This is a genomic window from Streptomyces sp. NPDC056600, from assembly GCF_042792855.1.
In the GTDB taxonomy this organism is placed as follows: Bacteria; Actinomycetota; Actinomycetes; order Streptomycetales; family Streptomycetaceae; genus Streptomyces.
In genome coordinates this window covers 96,782-114,553 of the sequence record NZ_JBHTVQ010000010.1, presented here as the reverse complement: position 1 = coordinate 114,553, position 17,772 = coordinate 96,782, and the positions used below count along the sequence as shown (strand labels likewise).

Sequence of the window (17,772 nt, the reverse complement as noted above, 5' to 3'; positions counted from 1 at the left end):
TGCTTCCCCCCGGCAGCGGCGCCACCGTGACCTGAACACGGTGGCGCCGCTGTCGTGTGCCCGGGAACTCCTCCGCCTCCCACCGCATTGAGTGGAATAGACTCAAGTTTGTGGACGTTGGCCGCGTCAGAGCGGGTATCCGACGCGTGTACCCGCACGCTGACGTGAGGCAGGCAAGGGAGGAGTACCGGACGTGGACGCCGAGCTGACCAACAGGAGCCGGGAGGCACTCAACGCGGCGAGCAGCCGCGCGGTGACCGAGGGGCATCCGGACCTGACGCCCGCACACCTCCTGCTGGCACTGCTGGAGGGCGCCGACAACGAGAACGTCCTGGACCTGCTGGCCGCCGTGGAGGCCGACCTCGCGGCCGTGCGGCAGGGCACCGAGAAGGTGCTCGCGGGCCTGCCCAGCGTGACCGGCTCGACGGTCGCGCCGCCCCAGCCCAACCGCGACCTGCTGATGGTGGTCGCGGACGCCGGGCAGCGGGCGAAGGAGCTGGGCGACGAGTACGTCTCGACCGAACATCTGCTGATCGGCGTCGCCGCCAAGGGCGGTGCGGCCGGGGACGTGCTGTCCCGGCAGGGAGCCGACGCGGACAAGTTGCTGGACGCGTTCCAGAAGATCAGGGGAGGACGCCGGGTGACGACCCCGGACCCGGAGGGTCAGTACAAGGCACTCGAGAAGTTCGGCACCGACTTCACCGCCGCGGCGCGCGAGGGGAAGCTCGACCCGGTGATCGGCCGGGACCACGAGATCCGCCGTGTCGTGCAGGTGCTGTCGCGCCGCACCAAGAACAACCCGGTCCTCATCGGCGAGCCCGGCGTGGGCAAGACCGCCGTCGTCGAGGGCCTCGCCCAGCGGATCGTGAAGGGGGACGTGCCCGAGTCGCTGAAGAACAAGCGGCTGGTGTCGCTGGACCTCGGCGCGATGGTCGCGGGGGCGAAGTACCGCGGCGAGTTCGAGGAACGGCTCAAGACGGTCCTCGCCGAGATCAAGGACTCGGACGGGCAGATCATCACCTTCATCGACGAGCTGCACACCGTGGTCGGCGCGGGCGCCGGCGGCGACTCGGCGATGGACGCGGGCAACATGCTCAAGCCGATGCTGGCCCGCGGCGAACTGCGCATGGTCGGCGCGACCACGCTCGACGAGTACCGCGAGCGGATCGAGAAGGACCCCGCCCTGGAGCGGCGCTTCCAGCAGGTGCTGGTCGCCGAGCCGTCGGTGGAGGACACCATCGCCATCCTGCGCGGACTCAAGGGCCGCTACGAGGCCCACCACAAGGTGCAGATCAACGACAGCGCCCTGGTCGCCGCGGCCACCCTCTCCGACCGCTACATCACCTCCCGTTTCCTGCCGGACAAGGCCATCGACCTGGTCGACGAGGCCGCCTCCCGGCTCCGCATGGAGATCGACTCCTCCCCGGTGGAGATCGACGAGCTGCAGCGCTCCGTCGACCGCCTGAGGATGGAGGAGCTCGCCCTCTCCAAGGAGACCGACCAGGCCTCCAAGGAGCGCCTGGAGCGGCTGCGGCGCGACCTCGCCGACAAGGAGGAGGAGCTGCGCGGGCTCAACGCCCGCTGGGAGAAGGAGAAGCAGTCCCTCAACCGGGTCGGCGAGCTGAAGGAGAAGCTGGACGAGCTGCGCGGCCAGGCCGAACGCGCCCAGCGCGACGGCGACTTCGACACCGCCTCCAAGCTGCTCTACGGCGAGATCCCGGCCCTCGAGCGGGAGCTGGAGGCCGCCTCCGAGGCGGAGGCGGAGGCCTCCCGCGACGACACCATGGTCAAGGAGGAGGTCGGCCCGGACGACATCGCGGACGTGGTCGGCTCCTGGACGGGCATCCCCGCCGGGCGGCTGCTCGAGGGCGAGACGCACAAGCTGCTGCGGATGGAGGACGAGCTGGGGCGCCGGCTCATCGGCCAGAAGCAGGCCGTCGCCGCCGTCTCCGACGCGGTGCGCCGCACCCGGGCGGGCATCGCCGACCCGGACCGGCCGACCGGCTCGTTCCTCTTCCTCGGCCCGACGGGCGTCGGCAAGACCGAGCTCGCCAAGGCGCTCGCCGACTTCCTCTTCGACGACGAGCGGGCGATGGTCCGCATCGACATGTCGGAGTACAGCGAGAAGCACAGCGTGGCCCGGCTGGTCGGCGCGCCTCCCGGCTACGTCGGCTACGAGGAGGGCGGCCAGCTCACCGAGGCGGTGCGGCGGCGGCCGTACAGCGTCGTGCTGCTGGACGAGGTGGAGAAGGCGCACCCGGAGGTCTTCGACATCCTGCTCCAGGTCCTCGACGACGGCCGCCTCACCGACGGCCAGGGCCGCACGGTCGACTTCCGCAACACCATCCTGATCCTCACCTCCAACCTCGGCAGCCAGTACCTGGTGGACCCGCTGAGCAGCGAGGAGACCAAGCGGGAGCAGGTGCTGGAGGTCGTACGGGCGTCCTTCAAGCCGGAGTTCCTCAACCGGCTGGACGACCTGGTGGTGTTCTCCGCGCTCACCAAGCCGGAGCTGGAGCGGATCGCCGAGCTCCAGATCGGCCGCCTGGCCAAGCGGCTCGCGGAGCGCCGGCTCACGCTGGACATCACCCCGCCCGCGCTGGCCTGGCTCGCCGAGAAGGGCCTCGACCCGGCGTACGGCGCGCGCCCGCTGCGCCGCCTGATCCAGACGGCCATCGGCGACAGCCTGGCGAAGGAGATCATCTCCGGCCAGATCAAGGACGGCGACACCGTCCGCGTCGACCGCGCCCCCGAACCGGGCGCGGGCCTCACCGTCACGGCGGGCTGACCGCCGCCGGGCCCACAGGGCCGCGCCCCCGCCGCCCGAGCGGGGGCGCGGCGGGGCCGCGGCGCCGTGCGCTCAGATTCCCGTCGCCGACCACGTCACGGTGGAGGTCCCGTCCGCGTGGGGCGTCACCTCCACGCGGACGGTGGATGCCTTGTCGGGGGACTCCCCGAAGCCGACCTCCAGGTGCAGGACGTGGTCGCCGTCCGTCCAGGGCTCCTCGTCCGGGTAGTTGTCGGCCACCCAGGACCGCGCCTGGTCCGCCGGGAGGCGGAAGGTGACGTCGTAGGTGGTCATGTCCCACGTCCCGGCCTCGCATCTGAGGTCCGTGGCCCCGGCCGGCGGTGGGCCGGCCGCGCCGTAGGCCAGGGCCTCGTCGCAGTCGGCGTCGGACGGTGACGCGGCCACGACGAACGCGACGGACATCAGGAGTGACAGCAGGAGCACCGCCGCCAGCGTGAGCACGACGATCAGCGTGCAGCTCGGCCGATTGTCCGGATTCCCCACCGTTCCCCCTCCGCCGCCCGTCCGACCGGGTCGGATCACGCCACGTACGACGCCCCGAGCGGCCCAGGGGTTGCAGGGACCCGCCCCCCGTGAGGGAGACTGGCGGGAGATCCATACGAAGGGAAAATTACGGTGAGCATCGACCCGTCCTCGATTCCGAACTTCGGGGGCCAGCAGCCCGAGCCGCAGCCCCAGGGACCGGCGGGCCCCGTTGTCCCGGATCAGGACCTGGTGAAGCAGCTTCTCGAGCAGATGGAGCTGAAGTACGTGGTGGACGACGAGGGTGACCTCGCCGCCCCGTGGGAGAGCTTCCGCACGTACTTCATGTTCCGTGGCGAGAACGAACAGGCGATCTTCTCGGTGCGGACGTTCTACGACCGCCCGCACGAGATCGAGGCCAAGCCGCAGCTCCTGGAGTCCATCGACGACTGGAACCGCCGCACCCTGTGGCCCAAGGTCTACACCCACACCCACGACGACGGCACCGTCCGCCTCATCGGCGAGGCGCAGATGCTGATCGGCATGGGCGTCAGCCTGGAGCACTTCGTGTCCTCCACGGTCAGCTGGGTCCGCGCCGCCATCGAGTTCGACAAGTGGCTGGTGGAGCAGCTCGGCCTGGAGCAGGACGTCAACGAGGCGGACAAGCCCGACGACGACGCCTGAGCGTCCGCCTCACAGGGGCCGCACAGAGGCCCCGCCGGGGCCTCACAGGGGTGACGTCGCCATGACGACGAGGTACGCCCCGTAGGCGAACGAGAGCCCGGCCAGGGCCGCGACCACCAGCGTCGCGTGCCGCGGCCGGGCTCTCGCCGTCCGCGTCAGCGCCGCGGCGAGCGGCAGCAGCAGCGGGAAGGCGGGCAGCAGCAGCCGCGGCTTGGACGCGAAGTAGCCCGAACCGCCGAGCGCGATCAGCAGCAGCACCGCGCTGAAGACGATCAGCGGCAGCGGCGCCCGGTCCGCGATCAGCAGCCCGAGCAGCAGCACCGCCAGCAGCACGATCACCAGCGCCACCGTGAACACCAGCTTGTCCGGGTGACGCAGCAGGTGGCCGACGAACTCCAGGTTCCCCCGGCCGAGGTCGAAGGCCGACCCCCATTTGCGCTGGACCTCGAAGTAGCCGCCCAGCCAGTCGCCCTGCCGCCGGCCCACCCAGAGGAAGAAGCCCACCCAGCCCAGGGGCGCGAGCACCGTCCCCGCCGCCGGTTTCCACAGGGTGTGGACAGAAAGTTCGCGCCTCCGCGCCAGCACGGCCACGTGCCACGCGGCGGTCACCGCGACCGCCGCCGCGACGGCGAGGCCGTTGGGCCGGGAGAGCCCGGCCAGGCAGGCCAGCGCGCCGGCCCACAGCCAGCGCTCGGTCATCGTGGCGTAGAGCGCCCAGGCGGCCAGGGCGGTCAGCAGCGGCTCGGTGTAGGCCAGGCTCAGCACCACCGAGTGCGGCGTCAGCCCCCACAGCAGCACCAGCAGGACGCCGGCGCCCCGGCCGTGCACCCGGCGGCCGATCAGGTAGATCCCGGCGGCCGCCGCGGCCGCCGCGCCCCAGGACAGCAGGATCCCCGCCGCTCCGCCGCCGATCGGCAGCAGGGCGGTCACCGCCCGGATCAGCCAGGGGTAGAGCGGGAAGAACGCCAGGTCGTTCAGGACCAGCCGGGTGTACGGGCGGAGCTCGCCGTAGCCGTCGGCGGCGATGCCGATGTACCAGAGCGAGTCCCAGGTGCGGCCGAGCAGCGTGGTGGCGTCCTTGCCGTGGGCGTGCGCCAGCAGAGTGAGGACCAGGACGCCGGTGAGCCGGGCGGCGGCGAACAGCCCCACCGCGGTGACCACGGTGGGAACGGCGCGGCGCGCCCGCCCGCCGGCCGCCGGGGGCCCGGTCGGCTCGGACGGCTCGGACGGCTCGGCAGGGCTGGTCCTCCGGCGGGCGGGCGACGGTACGAGGGCGGCGAGCATCGGGTTCACACCACGCACGATGCAGGGCGAAACGGACGAAAACGGTCACGGCACGCCGGGTGTCGCCGGGGTTCCCGCTCGTGCGGCGCCCGGGACCCTCGCCGTCAGCGTCGGTCGGCGAGGGAGGCGAGGCGGGTCGCCGCCTCGCGCAGGACCTCGTCCTTCTTGCAGAAGGCGAACCGGACGAACGGGGCGCCCGCCTCCCGGTCGTCGTAGAAGACGGCGGTGGGGATGGCCACCACGCCCGCCCGCTTGGGCAGTTCGCGGCAGAAGGCGACGCCGTCGTGCTCGCCGAGCGGGCGGATGTCGGTGGTGACGAAGTAGGTGCCGGCCGGGCGGAACACGCCGAAGCCCGCCGCCTCCAGGCCGGCGGTCAGCAGCTCCCGCTTGGCGGTGAGGCCGGCGCGCAGCCCGTCGAAGTAGGAGTCCGGCAGCGCCAGCGCCTCGGCCACCGCGTACTGGAACGGCCCGGCCGAGACGTAGGTGAGGAACTGCTTGGCCGAGCGGACCGCCGTGACCAGTTCCGGCGATCCGGTGACCCAGCCGACCTTCCAGCCGGTGAAGGAGAACGTCTTGCCGGCGGAGGAGATGGTGACCGTGCGCTCCCGCATCCCCGGGAACGAGGCGAGCGGCACGTGTTCGGCGTCGTCGAAGACCAGGTGCTCGTACACCTCGTCGGTGACCACCAGCAGGTCGCGTTCGACGGCGAGCCGGGCGACGGCCGCGAGTTCCTCGCGGGTGAGGACCGTGCCGGTCGGGTTGTGCGGGGAGTTGATCAGCAGCAGGCGGGTCCGGTCGGTGACGGCGTCGCGCAGTTCGTCGAGGTCGAGGCGGAACGTCCCCTCGTGGGGCCGCAGCGTCACCGGGACCCTGCGGCCCCCGGCCATCGCCACGCAGGCGGCGTAGGAGTCGTAGTACGGCTCCAGGGCGACCACCTCGTCGCCCGGCTCCACCAGGGCGAGCATGGCCGCGGCGATCGCCTCGGTGGCCCCGGCGGTGACCAGCACCTCGGTGTCCGGGTCGAGGCCGAGGCCGTAGCGCCGCTGCTGGTGGCCGGCGATCGCCCGGCGCAGTTCGGGGACGCCGGGGCCGGGCGGGTACTGGTTGCCCCGGCCGTCCCGCAGGGCCCGCACCGCCGCCTCGCGGACCTCTTCCGGGCCGTCGGTGTCGGGGAAGCCCTGCCCGAGGTTGATGGAGCCGGTGGACGCCGCCAGGGCGGACATCTCGGCGAAGACGGTCGTCCCGAACTCGGCGAGACGGCGGTTGAGGAGAGGGCGGACCGCCCGGTCGGGGATGCTCATGGCGGCCATCCTGCGCCCAAGCTCTGGCCTTGCTCAACTCTGTGTTGGGCCGTTGCGGCATCGGGCATCACCGGAGCACGCTGCGGAGAGAGGGGCCCACGGGGGGCGCTTCGGGGGAGCGTGGAAGGAGGGCGGAGCCGTGCTGACTGCCGTCATCGTGGTCGTGGTGATTCTGCCGGTGGTTCTTCTCGTGTGGTTCGTGGTCGCCATGAACAGGCGGGTCTCCCGCATGGCCCACCACAGTGTGGGGAACGTCCGCCGAGGCCGCCCGTCGGGCTCGTCGTCCCGGTCGTCCCGGTCGTCGAGGTCGTCGAGCTCCAGTTCGTCGCACTCGGGAGCGGACGCCGGCGCCGGCGGCTGGTGGGCCGCCGACAGCGGGTCGTCGTCCGGCGACTCCGGCGACTCGTCCAGGTCGTCCTGCGGAAGCGGTTCGTCGTCCTGCGGGAGCAGTTCGTCCTCGTGCGGGAGCAGCTCCTCCTGCGGGGGCGGAGGAGGGTGCGGCGGCGGAAGCTGAGCCTCCGCCGGCCGCGGACGTCCGCCGAGGGTCGAACCCGCGGCGGACGTCGCCGCGCGTTCGGACAACTGGGCGATGGGGGTGCGTCGTTGAACAGTTGAGCCGAAGAACCCACCGAAGGATGGAAAGCCGACGAACTTGGGTAAAAACGCTGTGGCGTCACCGACGTTCGTGCTTTTCTCTACTCGCCGACGCAGCCCCGCGGACGGCCGCCACACCTGAGCGGCCGCCTTCCCGGCCGGGGCAGAACCGACCTCCCCTGGTGCCGACCCCGGGGCGCCGGTCCGACATCCTCTTCTGCGCGCTAGCGGAGCCGACCCCATGCTCACGACCCTGAACACCCCGTACAGCGATACGCGTGCGTCCGACCTGGCCTGGGCGCTCGGGCGTGAACCGCTGCCCGCCCTGGCCGCACTCGACCTCCGATTCACCGACGTCAAGCTCCAGTTGCGACTGCTCGGCGCCTCCCACCAGGTCATCCTCGAGCGGGAGGACGGCGCCTGCTCGGAGACGGTCGCCTGCATCCCCGGCTCCAGCACGCCGCTGCCGCTGGGCGTGGCCAAGCGGGTGAGCGGCTGGGAGTACCAGTTCGCGGCCCGGGTGGAGGTGCTCTCGCCGGGGGCGTTCGCGGGGCGGGCCCAAGAGCTGATCGCCCTGGTCTCCGACCACCCGAACGGGCTGGTGGGCGTCTTCCCCGGCAGCCCGCACGCCTTCACCGCGCTGCTCGCGCAGCGCACCCAGGGGGAGACCGTCTGGCGCACCTGGCACGCCTATCCGCAGGACGGGCAGCTGGTGGCGACGCGCACCACGGTCGGCCTCGGGGTCGGTGCCGAGACGGTCACCGGGATGGGCCGGCTGCCGGTGGGCGCCCTGCGCTGACCGGGTCCGACCGGCGCGCACGCGGTGGGCGCGCACGCGGTGCCAACGCGCCGTGAGTGCGCCAGTACCACCCGGGCGGGTGACGATGGGTGTTCGATCGATGACGTACGGTGGCCATGTGATCGAACCGCACGCCCCGCCCGCACCACCGGCCCACCGACCCGGGAAGGGGGCTGCGGGGCGGACCGGCGAGGGTCTCGGCCCGCGCGGCGGCATGGACCGGGCGGCCGGGGCCGGGGGCGGTCAGGGATGCGCGGTGCGGCTGCCGCTGCGGCCCGGGACGGCGCGGTTCCTGGTGCTCGCGGGGGTGTTCGTCTGCGCCGCCTGCGGGCTGGTGTACGAGCTCGAACTGGTCGCCATGGCCTCGTACCTGATGGGCGACTCGGTCACCCAGGCGTCCGTGGTGCTGTCGGTCATGGTCTTCGCCATGGGATTGGGCTCGCTGGCCGCCAAGCGGCTGCGCCGCCGTGCCGCGGCCGCCTTCGGCGCGGTGGAGGCCGCCCTCGCGCTGGTCGGCGGGTGCAGCGCGATGGCGCTGTACGCGGTCTTCGCCTGGACCGGCGCCTGGGGCGGGCTGTGGAGGGACGGCCCCAGCGTGGTGCTGGTCGCGGTCTCCCTGGCGATAGGGCTGCTGATCGGCGTCGAGGTGCCGCTGCTGATGGAGCTGATCCAGCGGATCCGGCGGCAGGACCCCGGCGGGGCGGTCGCCGACCTGTTCGCCGCCGACTACGTGGGCGCCCTGGTCGGCGGCCTCGCCTTCCCGTTCCTGCTGCTGCCGCAGTTCGGACAGCTCACCGGGGCGCTGCTCACCGGCGGGGTGAACGCGGTGGTGGGGGCGGCGCTGGTGCTGGGCCTGTTCGGCCGGGACCTCGGCCGCCGGGCGCGGCGGGTGCTGCTGGTCGCCAACGTGCTGGTGCTGGCCCTGCTCGGCACGGCCGCCGTGCTCGCCGACGACTTCGAACGCGCGGCGGGGCGGGCGCTGTACGGCGACGGTCTGCGGGTGTCGCTGCGCACCGGCGCGCAGGAGGTCGCGCTCACCGGGGGCGGGCCGGGCCGCCCGCTCAACCTCTACCTGGACGGCACCCTGCGCGTCGACGGGCGGGACGAACGGCGGTACCACGAGGCGCTGGTGCACCCGGCGATGAACGGCCCGCGGGCGCGGGTGCTGGTGCTGGGCGGCGGCGACGGCCTCGCCCTGCGGGAGGTGCTGCGGTTCCGGGACGTGCGGGAGGTCCAGGTGGTCGACGCCGACCCGCAACTGGTCCGGCTGGCCCGTACCGATCCGGGGCTCGCCGCGCTCAACGAGCACGCGTACGACGACCCCCGGGTGCGGATCGCCGCCGCGGACGCCTTCCAGTGGCTGAGGGTCGCGCGGGGCGGGCCGTACGACGTCGTGATCGCCGACCTCCCCGATCCCGGGAACACCGCGAGCGCCAAGCTGTACTCACGTGAGTTCTACGGGCTGGCGCGGCGGGTGACGGCGCCGGACGGGCGGCTGGCGGTCCACGCCGGGTCCGCGGCGGGCAGCCCCCGGGCGTACTGGACGGTCGGGGCGACGCTGCGGGCGGCGGGGCTGCGGGCGACGGCGTACCGGGTCACCGGGGCGGCCGGCCGGGAGTGGGGGCTGTTCCTCGCCTCGGGAGGGCCGGCCGCGCCACGGCTCGGGCCGGTGCCCGGGGGGCCGCGGCCGCACACCCTGAAGGAAGGTTCCCTCACGGCGGCGGAGCGGGCCGCCGGGCGCACCCGGGTCACCGGGCTCCCGGCCTCCACGCTGGCGCACCCGCGCTACTGAGGGCGCGGGCGGCCCTCCGTGCCCGCCCTGGGCGTGGAAAAGGTGTGCCAATCGGCTTTCGCCGGGGGTGCGGTTCGCGCTCCCCTCGGTAGTGTCGGGGCCCATGGAGCATGAGGTGTTCGTTCCGGTCCCCGCCGACCACCTGGCCGCCGCGCTCGCCGACCCCGAACGGGTCGCCCGGGCCCTCCACGGTTTCCAGCGGGACGCCGCGGCCGAGGGCGTCGCCGGCCGGCTCAAGCTGCGGGTCGCCGGCAGCAGCGTGACGTACCGCGGTTCGCTGGACGTCGCCCGCCGGGCCGACGACGCCTTCACGGCCGAGGCGGAGGGCGGCGAGGCTCGCGGCGACGGCACGGTCCGCGCGACCGTCCGCCTGGCCCTGCGCCCGCGGTCCGACGGGACGGTGCTCCACTTCGCGGCCTCCGGCACCGCGACCGGGCGCATCACCGGCTTCGAGCCCGACGCCGTGCACGGGGCCCTGGTCCGCCTGCTGGAACGGTTCGCCGAGGACCTCCCGGGGCAGGGGGGGAACGACGCGGACGGCCCGGCGGAGGGGAGTGCGACGGTGACGAGCGACGGCCACGAGGAGGTCATCCCCGGCGCGGGCGAGCCCCTGGTCCCCGAGTTCGCCCCCGGCGCGGACGGCGACTTCGACGCCCGCCCCGACGCCGACGACGCCTCCCCCGCCGAACCGCCCACCGGCCCGGCCGGCGAGACCCCCGCCGCGCGTGACGGCGACGGGGCCGGGGCCTCCGGTGAGCGTGAAGGCGCGGCCCCGGCCGACTCCGCGGAGGGTGACGGGGCCGACGGGACTCCCGTCGAGGGTGACGGTGACGGGGCCGGGACGGACACCGCCGCGGGCGAGGCCGACGCGGCCGCTGCCGACCAGGCGGGCGGCGAGGCCCCCGACAGCAGTGAGCCCCAGGCCGCCGCGAAGGCGGACGCCGATGCCGACGGGGAGTCCGGCGCAGACGCGGACACCGACACGGGAGCCGCTGAGGCCCAGGAGGCGGACGCGGACGGCGGCGACGCGGACGGCGCGGAGACCGAGGTCGACGCCGACGCCGACGGCGGTGGCGGGTCGGGTGCCCCGGGGCGGGCGTCCGTGTTCGACGTGCCGGTGCCGCCCCCGTCGCTGGACCCCGAGTCCGACTTCGACGAGGACGCGGACGGCGAGGACGAGGACGACGCCCCGGACGGTGACGGCCTCGGCGGCGACGCCGCGCTGTTCCCGGAGGACCCCGACGGCGACGCCATGGCCGACCCCGCCCAGGCCCGGCGGACGATGATCGGCCGCAGCGCCGAGGAGGTCGACCACGCTCCGCCGCGCGGGCGGTACGCCCCCGTGCCCGCCCCGCAGTCCGGCGTGGCGGACCGGACCCTGCGCTGGGCGGCCCCCGCCGCCGCCGCGCTCGCCGTGGCCGCCGGGGCGATCGCCGTCACCCGGGCCCTGCGCCGCCACCGGTGATCGCGCGGCCGGGCGTCGGCCCCAGTAGGGTCGTAGGCCGTGAGCACCCATGACGACTTCACCCTGACCGCCGGCGACGCGGAGGCGACCGTCAGCCCCCGCAACGGCGGACGGATCACCAGCCTGCGCATCGGCGGCGTCGAACTCCTGCGCGAGGGGGTGCGGTACGGCTGCTTCCCGATGGCCCCCTGGTGCGGCCGGATCCGCGACGGGCGGTTCCTCGACGGCGGCACCACCCAGCAGATGCCGCTGAACGCCCCGCCGCACGCCATCCACGGCACCGCCCGCGACCACGCCTGGCGCACCGCGCGCAAGGAGACGGACGAGGCGGTGATCACCCTCGACCTCACCGACCCGTGGCCCTACCCGGCCCGCCTCACCCAGGTGGTCGCCCTCACCGAGGAGTCGCTGACCCTCACCCTCGCGATCGAGGCCCACGCGTCCTCCTTCCCGGCGCAGCTCGGCTGGCACCCCTGGTTCAACCGGACCCTCGAGGGCCCGCTCGGAGGCGGCGAGGGCGCGCGGCTGGAGTTCTCCGCCGCCTGGCAGGAGGAGCGCGGCGAGGACCACCTCCCCACCGGCCGCCGCCTGGAGAAGCCGCTGCCCGGTCCGTGGGACGACTGCTTCGGCATGCCCGAGGGCGTGGACGTCGCCGTCGTGTGGCCCGAGCGGCTGGAGCTGCGGGTGACCAGCCCGGAGAAGTGGGTCGTGCTCTACGACGAGCAGGACGCCGCCCTGTGCGTCGAGCCGCAGACCGGCCCGCCCAACGGGCTCAACACCGCTCCCCGCCTGGTCACGCCGCTGGAGCCGCTGGAGGCCACCACCACCTGGAGCTGGCGACGGCTGTGAAGCCCTCCGGGGCCCCGCGTCCGGGCTAAGCGACGGCTGTGAGGTCCCCTCGGCGGGGCGAACTAGGCTTGCGGCCATGAGCGACGTTCGCGGCGAGCTGCTGCAGCAGATCAAGGACAAGGCCGTGGTGCACGGCAAGGTGACCCTCTCCTCCGGGCTGGAGGCCGACTACTACATCGACCTCCGCCGCATCACCCTGGACGGCACGGCGGCCCCGCTGGTCGGCCAGGTGCTGCTGGACCTCACCGAGGACCTGGAGTTCGACGCGGTGGGCGGCCTGACCATGGGCGCCGACCCGGTGGCCGCCGCCATGCTGCACGCGGCCGCCGCGCGCGGCCGGACCGTGGACGCGTTCGTGGTCCGCAAGGCGGCCAAGGCGCACGGTCTGCAGAAGCGGGTCGAGGGTCCGGACATCGCGGGCCGCCGCGTGCTGGTCGTCGAGGACACCTCCACCACCGGCGGCTCGCCGCTGACCGCCGTCGAGGCGGTCCGGGAGGCCGGCGCGGAGGTCGTCGCCGTCGTGACGATCGTCGACCGCGCCACCGGCGCCGCGGAGATCATCCAGGACAAGGCCGGCGTCCCCTACCGCTTCGCCTACTCCAAGGACGACCTCGGCCTGGACTGACAGTGTCGCGGGGTCGCGCCGTGGGGGGTGTGCCCGTTCTTCACCCTGTGACATGGAAAACCGGGCACACCCCGCCCGGAAACAGCCGGTACGCCCGGCGCGGGCGCCACTGTCCGAGACGCGCGTCCGGGCCGGCGCCCGCGTCTGGAAGGATGGGCCCCGACGACGACGTCACCAAGGTCAGGGCTGGCAAGGACAAAACCCGCAGAACCACCAAGGAGCGGACAGGATGCCCATCGCAACCCCCGAGGTCTACAACGAGATGCTCGACCGGGCGAAGGCAGGCAAGTTCGCCTACCCGGCCATCAACGTGACCTCCTCCCAGACCCTGCACGCGGCCCTGCGCGGCTTCGCCGAGGCGGAGAGCGACGGCATCGTCCAGATCTCCACCGGCGGCGCCGAGTTCGCGGGTGGCCAGTACAGCAAGGACATGGTCACCGGCGCCGTCGCCCTGGCCGAGTTCGCGCACATCGTGGCGGAGAAGTACGACGTCACCGTCGCCCTGCACACGGACCACTGCCCCAAGGACAAGCTGGACGGCTACGTGCGTCCGCTGCTGGCGGTCTCCGAGGAGCGCGTGAAGGGCGGCCGCAACCCGCTCTTCCAGTCGCACATGTGGGACGGCTCGGCGGAGACCCTCGCCGACAACCTGGCCATCGCCGAGGAGCTGCTGGAGCGCGCCCGCGCCGCGAAGATCATCCTCGAGGTCGAGATCACCCCGACCGGTGGCGAGGAGGACGGCGTCACGCACGAGATCAACGACTCCCTCTACACCACGGTCGACGACGCGATCCGCACCGCGGAGGCGCTGGGTCTGGGCGAGCGGGGCCGCTACCTGCTGGCCGCCTCCTTCGGCAACGTGCACGGCGTCTACAAGCCGGGCAACGTGGTGCTCCGCCCCGACCTGCTGAAGGACCTCGCGGAGGGCGTCGCCGCCCGCTTCGGCAAGGCCGACCCGTTCGACTTCGTCTTCCACGGCGGCTCCGGCTCCACCGCCGAGGAGATCGCCACCGCGCTGGACAACGGCGTCGTCAAGATGAACCTCGACACCGACACCCAGTACGCGTTCACCCGTCCGGTGGCGGACCACATGTTCCGCAACTACGACGGCGTGCTGAAGGTGGACGGCGAGGTCGGCAACAAGAAGACCTACGACCCGCGCACCTGGGGCAAGCTGGCCGAGGCGGGCATGGCCGGCCGCATCGTCGAGGCCTGCCAGGCCCTGCGTTCGGCGGGCACGAAGATCAAGTAAGGGATCGGGGCGGCGTGCGAAGGTCCGGGGAGTCGTGAGCAGGCTGTCGTCTCCCGCGGACCGCGTCGCCCGCCTGTTCCGGCGTCCGGCGGCGGCACCCCTCGCGGTGTTCGCCGCCGGCGTCGTCGGGGCGGCGTACCTGTACGTCACCGACCCGCACCAGGCGGGGCAGTTCCTGCCGCGCTGCCCCGTCAACTGGGCCACCGGGCTGCTCTGCCCGGCCTGCGGGGCGAGCCGCATGGTCTACGACCTGATGCACGGTCACTTCGCGCAGGCCTGGCTGGACAACCGGGTGCTGCTGCTGGCCGCCCCCCTCGCGCTGGTGATGCTGGGCCGCTGGGCCGTCGAAGGACTGCGCGGGCGGCGCTGGCGGCCGAACCTGAGCACACGGACCCAGGCGGCGATCCTGCTGACCGCGCTCGCCTGGACGGTCGTCCGCAATCTGTTCTGATGCCCGCGGAGTGGAATCTGAAACTCCGTCAGGGTCTCGTCGAGGTCACGACTTTGACACGTTCACCACAGCGTGTACCCAGGGGGCGCACCGGGATCTAGGCTTCGTGGTCCCGGGGGGGAAGATCATCGCGCATGCCCGGACGTCCGTCCGTGCCGCTGGGGGTTCCTCCTGTTCATCCACCGGCGCCCTGTGCGCCGGCACTCGTTCGCCACCGCTCAGGAGTGACCCATGACCAACCCCACGCCCGAGGCCCCTTACGGCGTCGACCACCTCGGCCGCCCGTACTCCGACAAGTCGAAGATCGTCGCCGGCGTCCTCCAGCTGTTCCTCGGCGGTCTGGGCATCGGCCGCTTCTACGTCGGCTCGGTCGGCGTGGGCGTGGCCCAGCTGCTGACCTGCGGCGGCCTCGGCATCTGGGCGCTCGTCGACGCCATCCTCTTCTTCACCAGCAACGACCGCACCGACAAGCAGGGCCGCCCGCTGCGCGGCTGATCCGGCAGGGCGCCCGGCGCCCGCCCCGCCGTGCCCTTCGCCCCGTCGCGTCCGCGGCGGGGCGTTGTGGTGCGCGGGCCGGCGGCCCACGGCCGGGCTCTTGGTGCCGCGGCGGCGGAGCTGGAAGGGCACGAGGGCATGGAGTGGTGAACGAAGTGAGGGGAGTCCGCGAGCCGTTCGGCGCGCGGAGTCCCCTCATTTCACCCGGCTGAGCCGGAGGCGTTAGGCCGACTTCAGCTCGTCGTACGCCTGCGGGTCGCTGTCCTGGAGGAACTTGCGGCAGCGCTCGGCCTCGTCGGTCTCCTTGATGGCCTCCGCGGCGCGGGCCAGGGCGGCCAGGCAGCGCAGGAACCCGCGGTTGGCGCGGTGGCTCCACGGCACCGGGCCGTGGCCCTTCCAGCCGGCGCGGCGCAGGTGGTCCAGGCCGCGGTGGTAACCGGTGCGGGCGTAGGCGTAGGACTCCACGGCGCGGCCCGCCTCGAAGGCGTCGTCCGCGAGCATCGCCCAGGCGAGCGAGAACGTGGGGTGCGCGGCGGCGACCTCGGCGGGGCTCGCGGAATCGGCGAGCATCCGGTACGCGTCCTCGTTCTCCGGGAGGTACGTCGGCTCGGGGCCGCCGAGCAGGTTCTTGTGTTCCGTCATGCCCTCAGTCTGCCGGAAGGCGGACGACGGCGGTGCCGGAGGTCAGGTCGACGGTGGTGCGGTGCGGGGGTGCGGAGTCGTCCTCGTCGTCCCGCAGGAGCAGGGAGGTCTGCCGCTCCTTCAGCTCGTGCGACTTGCCCGGCGAGAGGGTGGCGTGCAGCTGTTCGAACCCGGTCGCCGATATCTGCCCGGTGCGGGCCGGGTTGCGCCAGGGCAGCAGCCCCGCGCGCCCGGCGCGGAGCAGCGCCTGGTCGAGGAAGGCGACCACGGTCAGCGCGATGACCAGCCCCGGCAGCGTCATGAACACCGCGAAACCCATGCCGCCAGTGTCCCCCCGGCGGCACCCGGGCCGGAAGGTCTGCGGGTACGGGGACGCCCCGGGGCGCGGTGTGGCCCCGTGGGTCGGCCGGGGACGTCCCGGGCCGGCCCCGCGCTCCGGCTGCGGCGTGCAGGTCCCGTGCGGCGGCCCTGTGCGGCGTCCCCGCGTCCCAGTCCGCGTGCCGACTGCCGCGCTGCGACTGCCGTGTCGGTCCCGCGCCCCATGCCGCGCAGCGGCCCCGAGTATTGATCGCCGCCTCTCGGGCCCGCGTGCCGGCCGTCGCGCGCAGGCCACCGATCGCGCAGAGGCTGCCGCGCCCCGGCTCCGCGTGCCGACCGCCGGCCCTCTGCCACCGCGCAGCGGCCGCCGCGTGTCGGCCCCGTGGGGCGGGCACCCGGCGGCGGGCACTGTGCCGAGGCTCGCGTCAGTCCTCGCGGTCGTCGTCCGCGCCGACGGTCGTCTTTCCGGTGCCCGCGTCGACGAGGACCTCGTGCTCCTTGCCGTCCTTGCCGGTCACCTCGACCTCCCAGACCGGTGCGCCGCTGCGGTCGTCGTCGCCGTCGTGCTCGAAGTCCACCGAGACAACGGTGCCGGGGACCTTCTTCGCGGCGGCCGCGGCGGCCGCCCCCGCGTCGGTGCCGGCCTTGCGGAGGGCGGCGGCCTCCTTGCGGTCCTCGTCGCGGTCGTCGGTGTCGTCGTCCTTGTCGCGGGTGCTGTCGAGCACGGTGCCGTCGTCGGGGTCGACCAGCACCTCCGTGGCGGCGCCGTTCTTGCCGACGACCTCGACCTCCCAGACGGACCGGTCACCGTCGTCGTCGAACTCGGCCGAGGCCACGACGCCCTTCGTCTTCGCCAGGGCCGCGGTGACGGCGGCGCGCACGTCGGTCTTCGCGGCCGCCGCGCCGGCCGTCCCCTCGTCGGCGCGGCCCCCGTCGCGGCCCTCGTCGCGGTCGTCGTCACGGTCCCCTCCGTCCGGGCGGGCGGAGGAAGAGGTGGCGGCCGGGTCGCGGTCGTCACCGGAGGCGGCGACGGCGACAACGGTGCCGGCGCCGACGAGGGCGGCGGCCACCAGGGCGGCGAGGGCGGCGCGGCGGCGGGACGGGGCACGGTCGGCGGAGCTCATGGGGTTCCTCCTGAGGAGTCGGTCCGGTGTTCTCGACGGACACCACGGTGGACCGGCGATGCTGAACGGGTGCTGAAGGAAGCTGAAGAGCCCTTCAGGGAGGCTCTGCGACCCTTGTCGGCATGCGCCTGCTGATCGTGGAGGACGAACGACGCCTGGCCGCCGCCCTGCGGAGGGGACTGGCGGCCGAGGGGTTCGCCGTGGACGTCGCGCACGACGGCGTCGAGGGCCTGCACCTGGCCCAGGAGCACCCCTACGACCTGATCGTCCTGGACATCATGCTGCCCGGCATGAACGGCTACCGGGTCTGCTCGGCCCTGCGGGCGTCCGGCGACGAGCGGCCGATCCTGATGCTCACGGCCAAGGACGGCGAGTACGACGAGGCCGAGGGGCTGGACACCGGGGCCGACGACTACCTCACCAAGCCGTTCTCCTACGTGGTCCTCCTCGCACGGATCCGCGCCCTGCTGCGCCGCCGCACCCGCGGCGGCGTCCCCGTCCTGCGGATCGGCGACCTCGAGGTCGACCCGGGAGCGCAGCGGGTGCGGCGCGGGGAGCAGGAGATCGCCCTCACCGCACGGGAGTTCGCCGTCCTGGAGCAGCTGGCGCTGCGGGCCGGTGAGGTGGTCTCCAAGAGCGAGATCCTCGAGCACGTGTGGGACTTCGCCTACGACGGCGACCCCAACATCGTGGAGGTCTACGTCAGCACGCTGCGCCGCAAGATCGACGCCCCCTTCGGGGTCCGTTCGATCATCACGGTGCGCGGCGCCGGATACCGGCTGGAGCGCGACGGAGGGACGCCGTGACAGCGGTGACAGCACGGAGA

Annotated in this window: 18 protein-coding genes; 11 read left to right on the top strand and 7 right to left on the bottom strand. The window is 73.6% G+C overall.

Annotated features, from left to right (window positions below):
* The first annotated feature begins 193 nt into the window (after nt 1–193).
* Nucleotides 194–2,788 carry an ATP-dependent chaperone ClpB gene (clpB, locus tag ACFRAV_RS08280; protein WP_382552668.1) on the top strand — a complete coding sequence of 865 codons (2,595 nt, stop codon included), beginning with the start codon at nt 194–196 and terminating at the stop codon, nt 2,786–2,788.
* Between the two features lie 72 nt (nt 2,789–2,860).
* On the opposite strand, the gene ACFRAV_RS08275 is transcribed toward clpB, so the two are convergent.
* On the bottom strand, nt 2,861–3,292 hold the full coding sequence (locus ACFRAV_RS08275) for a hypothetical protein (RefSeq protein ID WP_382552667.1): 432 nt from the start codon (nt 3,290–3,292) through the stop codon (nt 2,861–2,863).
* Nucleotides 3,293–3,424: 132 nt separating this feature from the next.
* Between ACFRAV_RS08275 and ACFRAV_RS08270 the strand changes: the two genes are divergently transcribed.
* Nucleotides 3,425–3,955 (top strand): YbjN domain-containing protein, encoded by a 531-nt coding sequence (locus ACFRAV_RS08270; RefSeq protein ID WP_382552666.1) that lies wholly within the window; start codon nt 3,425–3,427, stop codon nt 3,953–3,955.
* A gap of 42 nt (nt 3,956–3,997) precedes the next feature.
* Here ACFRAV_RS08270 and ACFRAV_RS08265 read toward each other — a convergent pair whose 3' ends face one another.
* The 3 genes from ACFRAV_RS08265 to ACFRAV_RS08255 form a co-directional block, all read right to left on the bottom strand.
* A complete protein-coding gene (locus tag ACFRAV_RS08265) occupies nt 3,998–5,239 on the bottom strand; it encodes a hypothetical protein (protein WP_382552707.1) in 1,242 nt (413 codons plus the stop codon).
* 104 nt (nt 5,240–5,343) lie between these two features.
* Nucleotides 5,344–6,549 (bottom strand): pyridoxal phosphate-dependent aminotransferase, encoded by a 1,206-nt coding sequence (locus tag ACFRAV_RS08260; RefSeq protein WP_382552665.1) that lies wholly within the window; start codon nt 6,547–6,549, stop codon nt 5,344–5,346.
* Nucleotides 6,550–6,573: 24 nt separating this feature from the next.
* Nucleotides 6,574–7,122: a hypothetical protein gene (locus ACFRAV_RS08255; RefSeq protein ID WP_382552663.1), complete on the bottom strand. Its 549-nt coding sequence runs from the start codon at nt 7,120–7,122 to the stop codon at nt 6,574–6,576.
* A gap of 253 nt (nt 7,123–7,375) precedes the next feature.
* Between ACFRAV_RS08255 and ACFRAV_RS08250 the strand changes: the two genes are divergently transcribed.
* The 8 genes from ACFRAV_RS08250 to ACFRAV_RS08215 all read left to right on the top strand — a co-directional run bounded on the left by ACFRAV_RS08250 (nt 7,376) and on the right by ACFRAV_RS08215 (nt 14,862).
* Entirely contained in the window at nt 7,376–7,933 is a 558-nt protein-coding gene (locus tag ACFRAV_RS08250; RefSeq protein ID WP_382552661.1) for a DUF2617 family protein, read from the top strand.
* A gap of 118 nt (nt 7,934–8,051) precedes the next feature.
* Nucleotides 8,052–9,725: a polyamine aminopropyltransferase gene (locus ACFRAV_RS08245; RefSeq protein ID WP_382552660.1), complete on the top strand. Its 1,674-nt coding sequence runs from the start codon at nt 8,052–8,054 to the stop codon at nt 9,723–9,725.
* A gap of 103 nt (nt 9,726–9,828) precedes the next feature.
* Complete coding sequence (locus ACFRAV_RS08240; RefSeq protein ID WP_382552658.1) at nt 9,829–11,190, top strand: SRPBCC domain-containing protein; 1,362 nt, start codon at nt 9,829–9,831, stop codon at nt 11,188–11,190.
* Between the two features lie 39 nt (nt 11,191–11,229).
* Entirely contained in the window at nt 11,230–12,039 is an 810-nt protein-coding gene (locus tag ACFRAV_RS08235) for an aldose 1-epimerase (protein ID WP_382552657.1), read from the top strand.
* A 76-nt stretch (nt 12,040–12,115) separates the two neighbouring features.
* Complete coding sequence (pyrE, locus tag ACFRAV_RS08230; protein ID WP_108956631.1) at nt 12,116–12,664, top strand: orotate phosphoribosyltransferase; 549 nt, start codon at nt 12,116–12,118, stop codon at nt 12,662–12,664.
* Between the two features lie 229 nt (nt 12,665–12,893).
* Entirely contained in the window at nt 12,894–13,916 is a 1,023-nt protein-coding gene (fbaA, locus tag ACFRAV_RS08225) for a class II fructose-bisphosphate aldolase (protein ID WP_351113688.1), read from the top strand.
* A gap of 34 nt (nt 13,917–13,950) precedes the next feature.
* Nucleotides 13,951–14,367: a DUF2752 domain-containing protein gene (locus ACFRAV_RS08220; protein ID WP_382552654.1), complete on the top strand. Its 417-nt coding sequence runs from the start codon at nt 13,951–13,953 to the stop codon at nt 14,365–14,367.
* A 231-nt stretch (nt 14,368–14,598) separates the two neighbouring features.
* A complete protein-coding gene (locus ACFRAV_RS08215) occupies nt 14,599–14,862 on the top strand; it encodes a TM2 domain-containing protein (protein WP_382552652.1) in 264 nt (87 codons plus the stop codon).
* 222 nt (nt 14,863–15,084) lie between these two features.
* On the opposite strand, the gene ACFRAV_RS08210 is transcribed toward ACFRAV_RS08215, so the two are convergent.
* The 3 genes from ACFRAV_RS08210 to ACFRAV_RS08200 form a co-directional block, all read right to left on the bottom strand.
* Entirely contained in the window at nt 15,085–15,504 is a 420-nt protein-coding gene (locus ACFRAV_RS08210) for a DUF3151 domain-containing protein (protein WP_351113678.1), read from the bottom strand.
* Nucleotides 15,505–15,508: 4 nt separating this feature from the next.
* A complete protein-coding gene (locus tag ACFRAV_RS08205; protein ID WP_351113676.1) occupies nt 15,509–15,823 on the bottom strand; it encodes a DUF6191 domain-containing protein in 315 nt (104 codons plus the stop codon).
* Between the two features lie 424 nt (nt 15,824–16,247).
* Nucleotides 16,248–16,946, bottom strand: coding sequence for a PepSY domain-containing protein (locus tag ACFRAV_RS08200; protein ID WP_382552649.1), 699 nt, complete (start codon nt 16,944–16,946; stop codon nt 16,248–16,250).
* Between the two features lie 122 nt (nt 16,947–17,068).
* On the opposite strand from ACFRAV_RS08200, the gene ACFRAV_RS08195 reads away from it, so the two are divergent.
* Nucleotides 17,069–17,752 (top strand): response regulator, encoded by a 684-nt coding sequence (locus ACFRAV_RS08195; protein WP_382552647.1) that lies wholly within the window; start codon nt 17,069–17,071, stop codon nt 17,750–17,752.
* Nucleotides 17,753–17,772 lie beyond the last annotated feature (20 nt).

What these genes read in the sequence shown, in the direction of transcription:
- ACFRAV_RS08265 (WP_382552707.1), bottom strand. Translation starts at nt 5,239, where the DNA reads ATGCTCGCCGCCCTCGTACCGTCGCCCGCCCGCCGGAGGACCAGCCCT.
- ACFRAV_RS08260 (WP_382552665.1), bottom strand. Translation starts at nt 6,549, where the DNA reads ATGGCCGCCATGAGCATCCCCGACCGGGCGGTCCGCCCTCTCCTCAAC.
- ACFRAV_RS08250 (WP_382552661.1), top strand. Translation starts at nt 7,376, where the DNA reads ATGCTCACGACCCTGAACACCCCGTACAGCGATACGCGTGCGTCCGAC.
- ACFRAV_RS08240 (WP_382552658.1), top strand. Translation starts at nt 9,829, where the DNA reads ATGGAGCATGAGGTGTTCGTTCCGGTCCCCGCCGACCACCTGGCCGCC.
- pyrE (WP_108956631.1), top strand. Translation starts at nt 12,116, where the DNA reads ATGAGCGACGTTCGCGGCGAGCTGCTGCAGCAGATCAAGGACAAGGCC.
- fbaA (WP_351113688.1), top strand. Translation starts at nt 12,894, where the DNA reads ATGCCCATCGCAACCCCCGAGGTCTACAACGAGATGCTCGACCGGGCG.
- ACFRAV_RS08215 (WP_382552652.1), top strand. Translation starts at nt 14,599, where the DNA reads ATGACCAACCCCACGCCCGAGGCCCCTTACGGCGTCGACCACCTCGGC.
- ACFRAV_RS08210 (WP_351113678.1), bottom strand. Translation starts at nt 15,504, where the DNA reads ATGACGGAACACAAGAACCTGCTCGGCGGCCCCGAGCCGACGTACCTC.
- ACFRAV_RS08205 (WP_351113676.1), bottom strand. Translation starts at nt 15,823, where the DNA reads ATGGGTTTCGCGGTGTTCATGACGCTGCCGGGGCTGGTCATCGCGCTG.
- ACFRAV_RS08200 (WP_382552649.1), bottom strand. Translation starts at nt 16,946, where the DNA reads ATGAGCTCCGCCGACCGTGCCCCGTCCCGCCGCCGCGCCGCCCTCGCC.
- ACFRAV_RS08195 (WP_382552647.1), top strand. Translation starts at nt 17,069, where the DNA reads ATGCGCCTGCTGATCGTGGAGGACGAACGACGCCTGGCCGCCGCCCTG.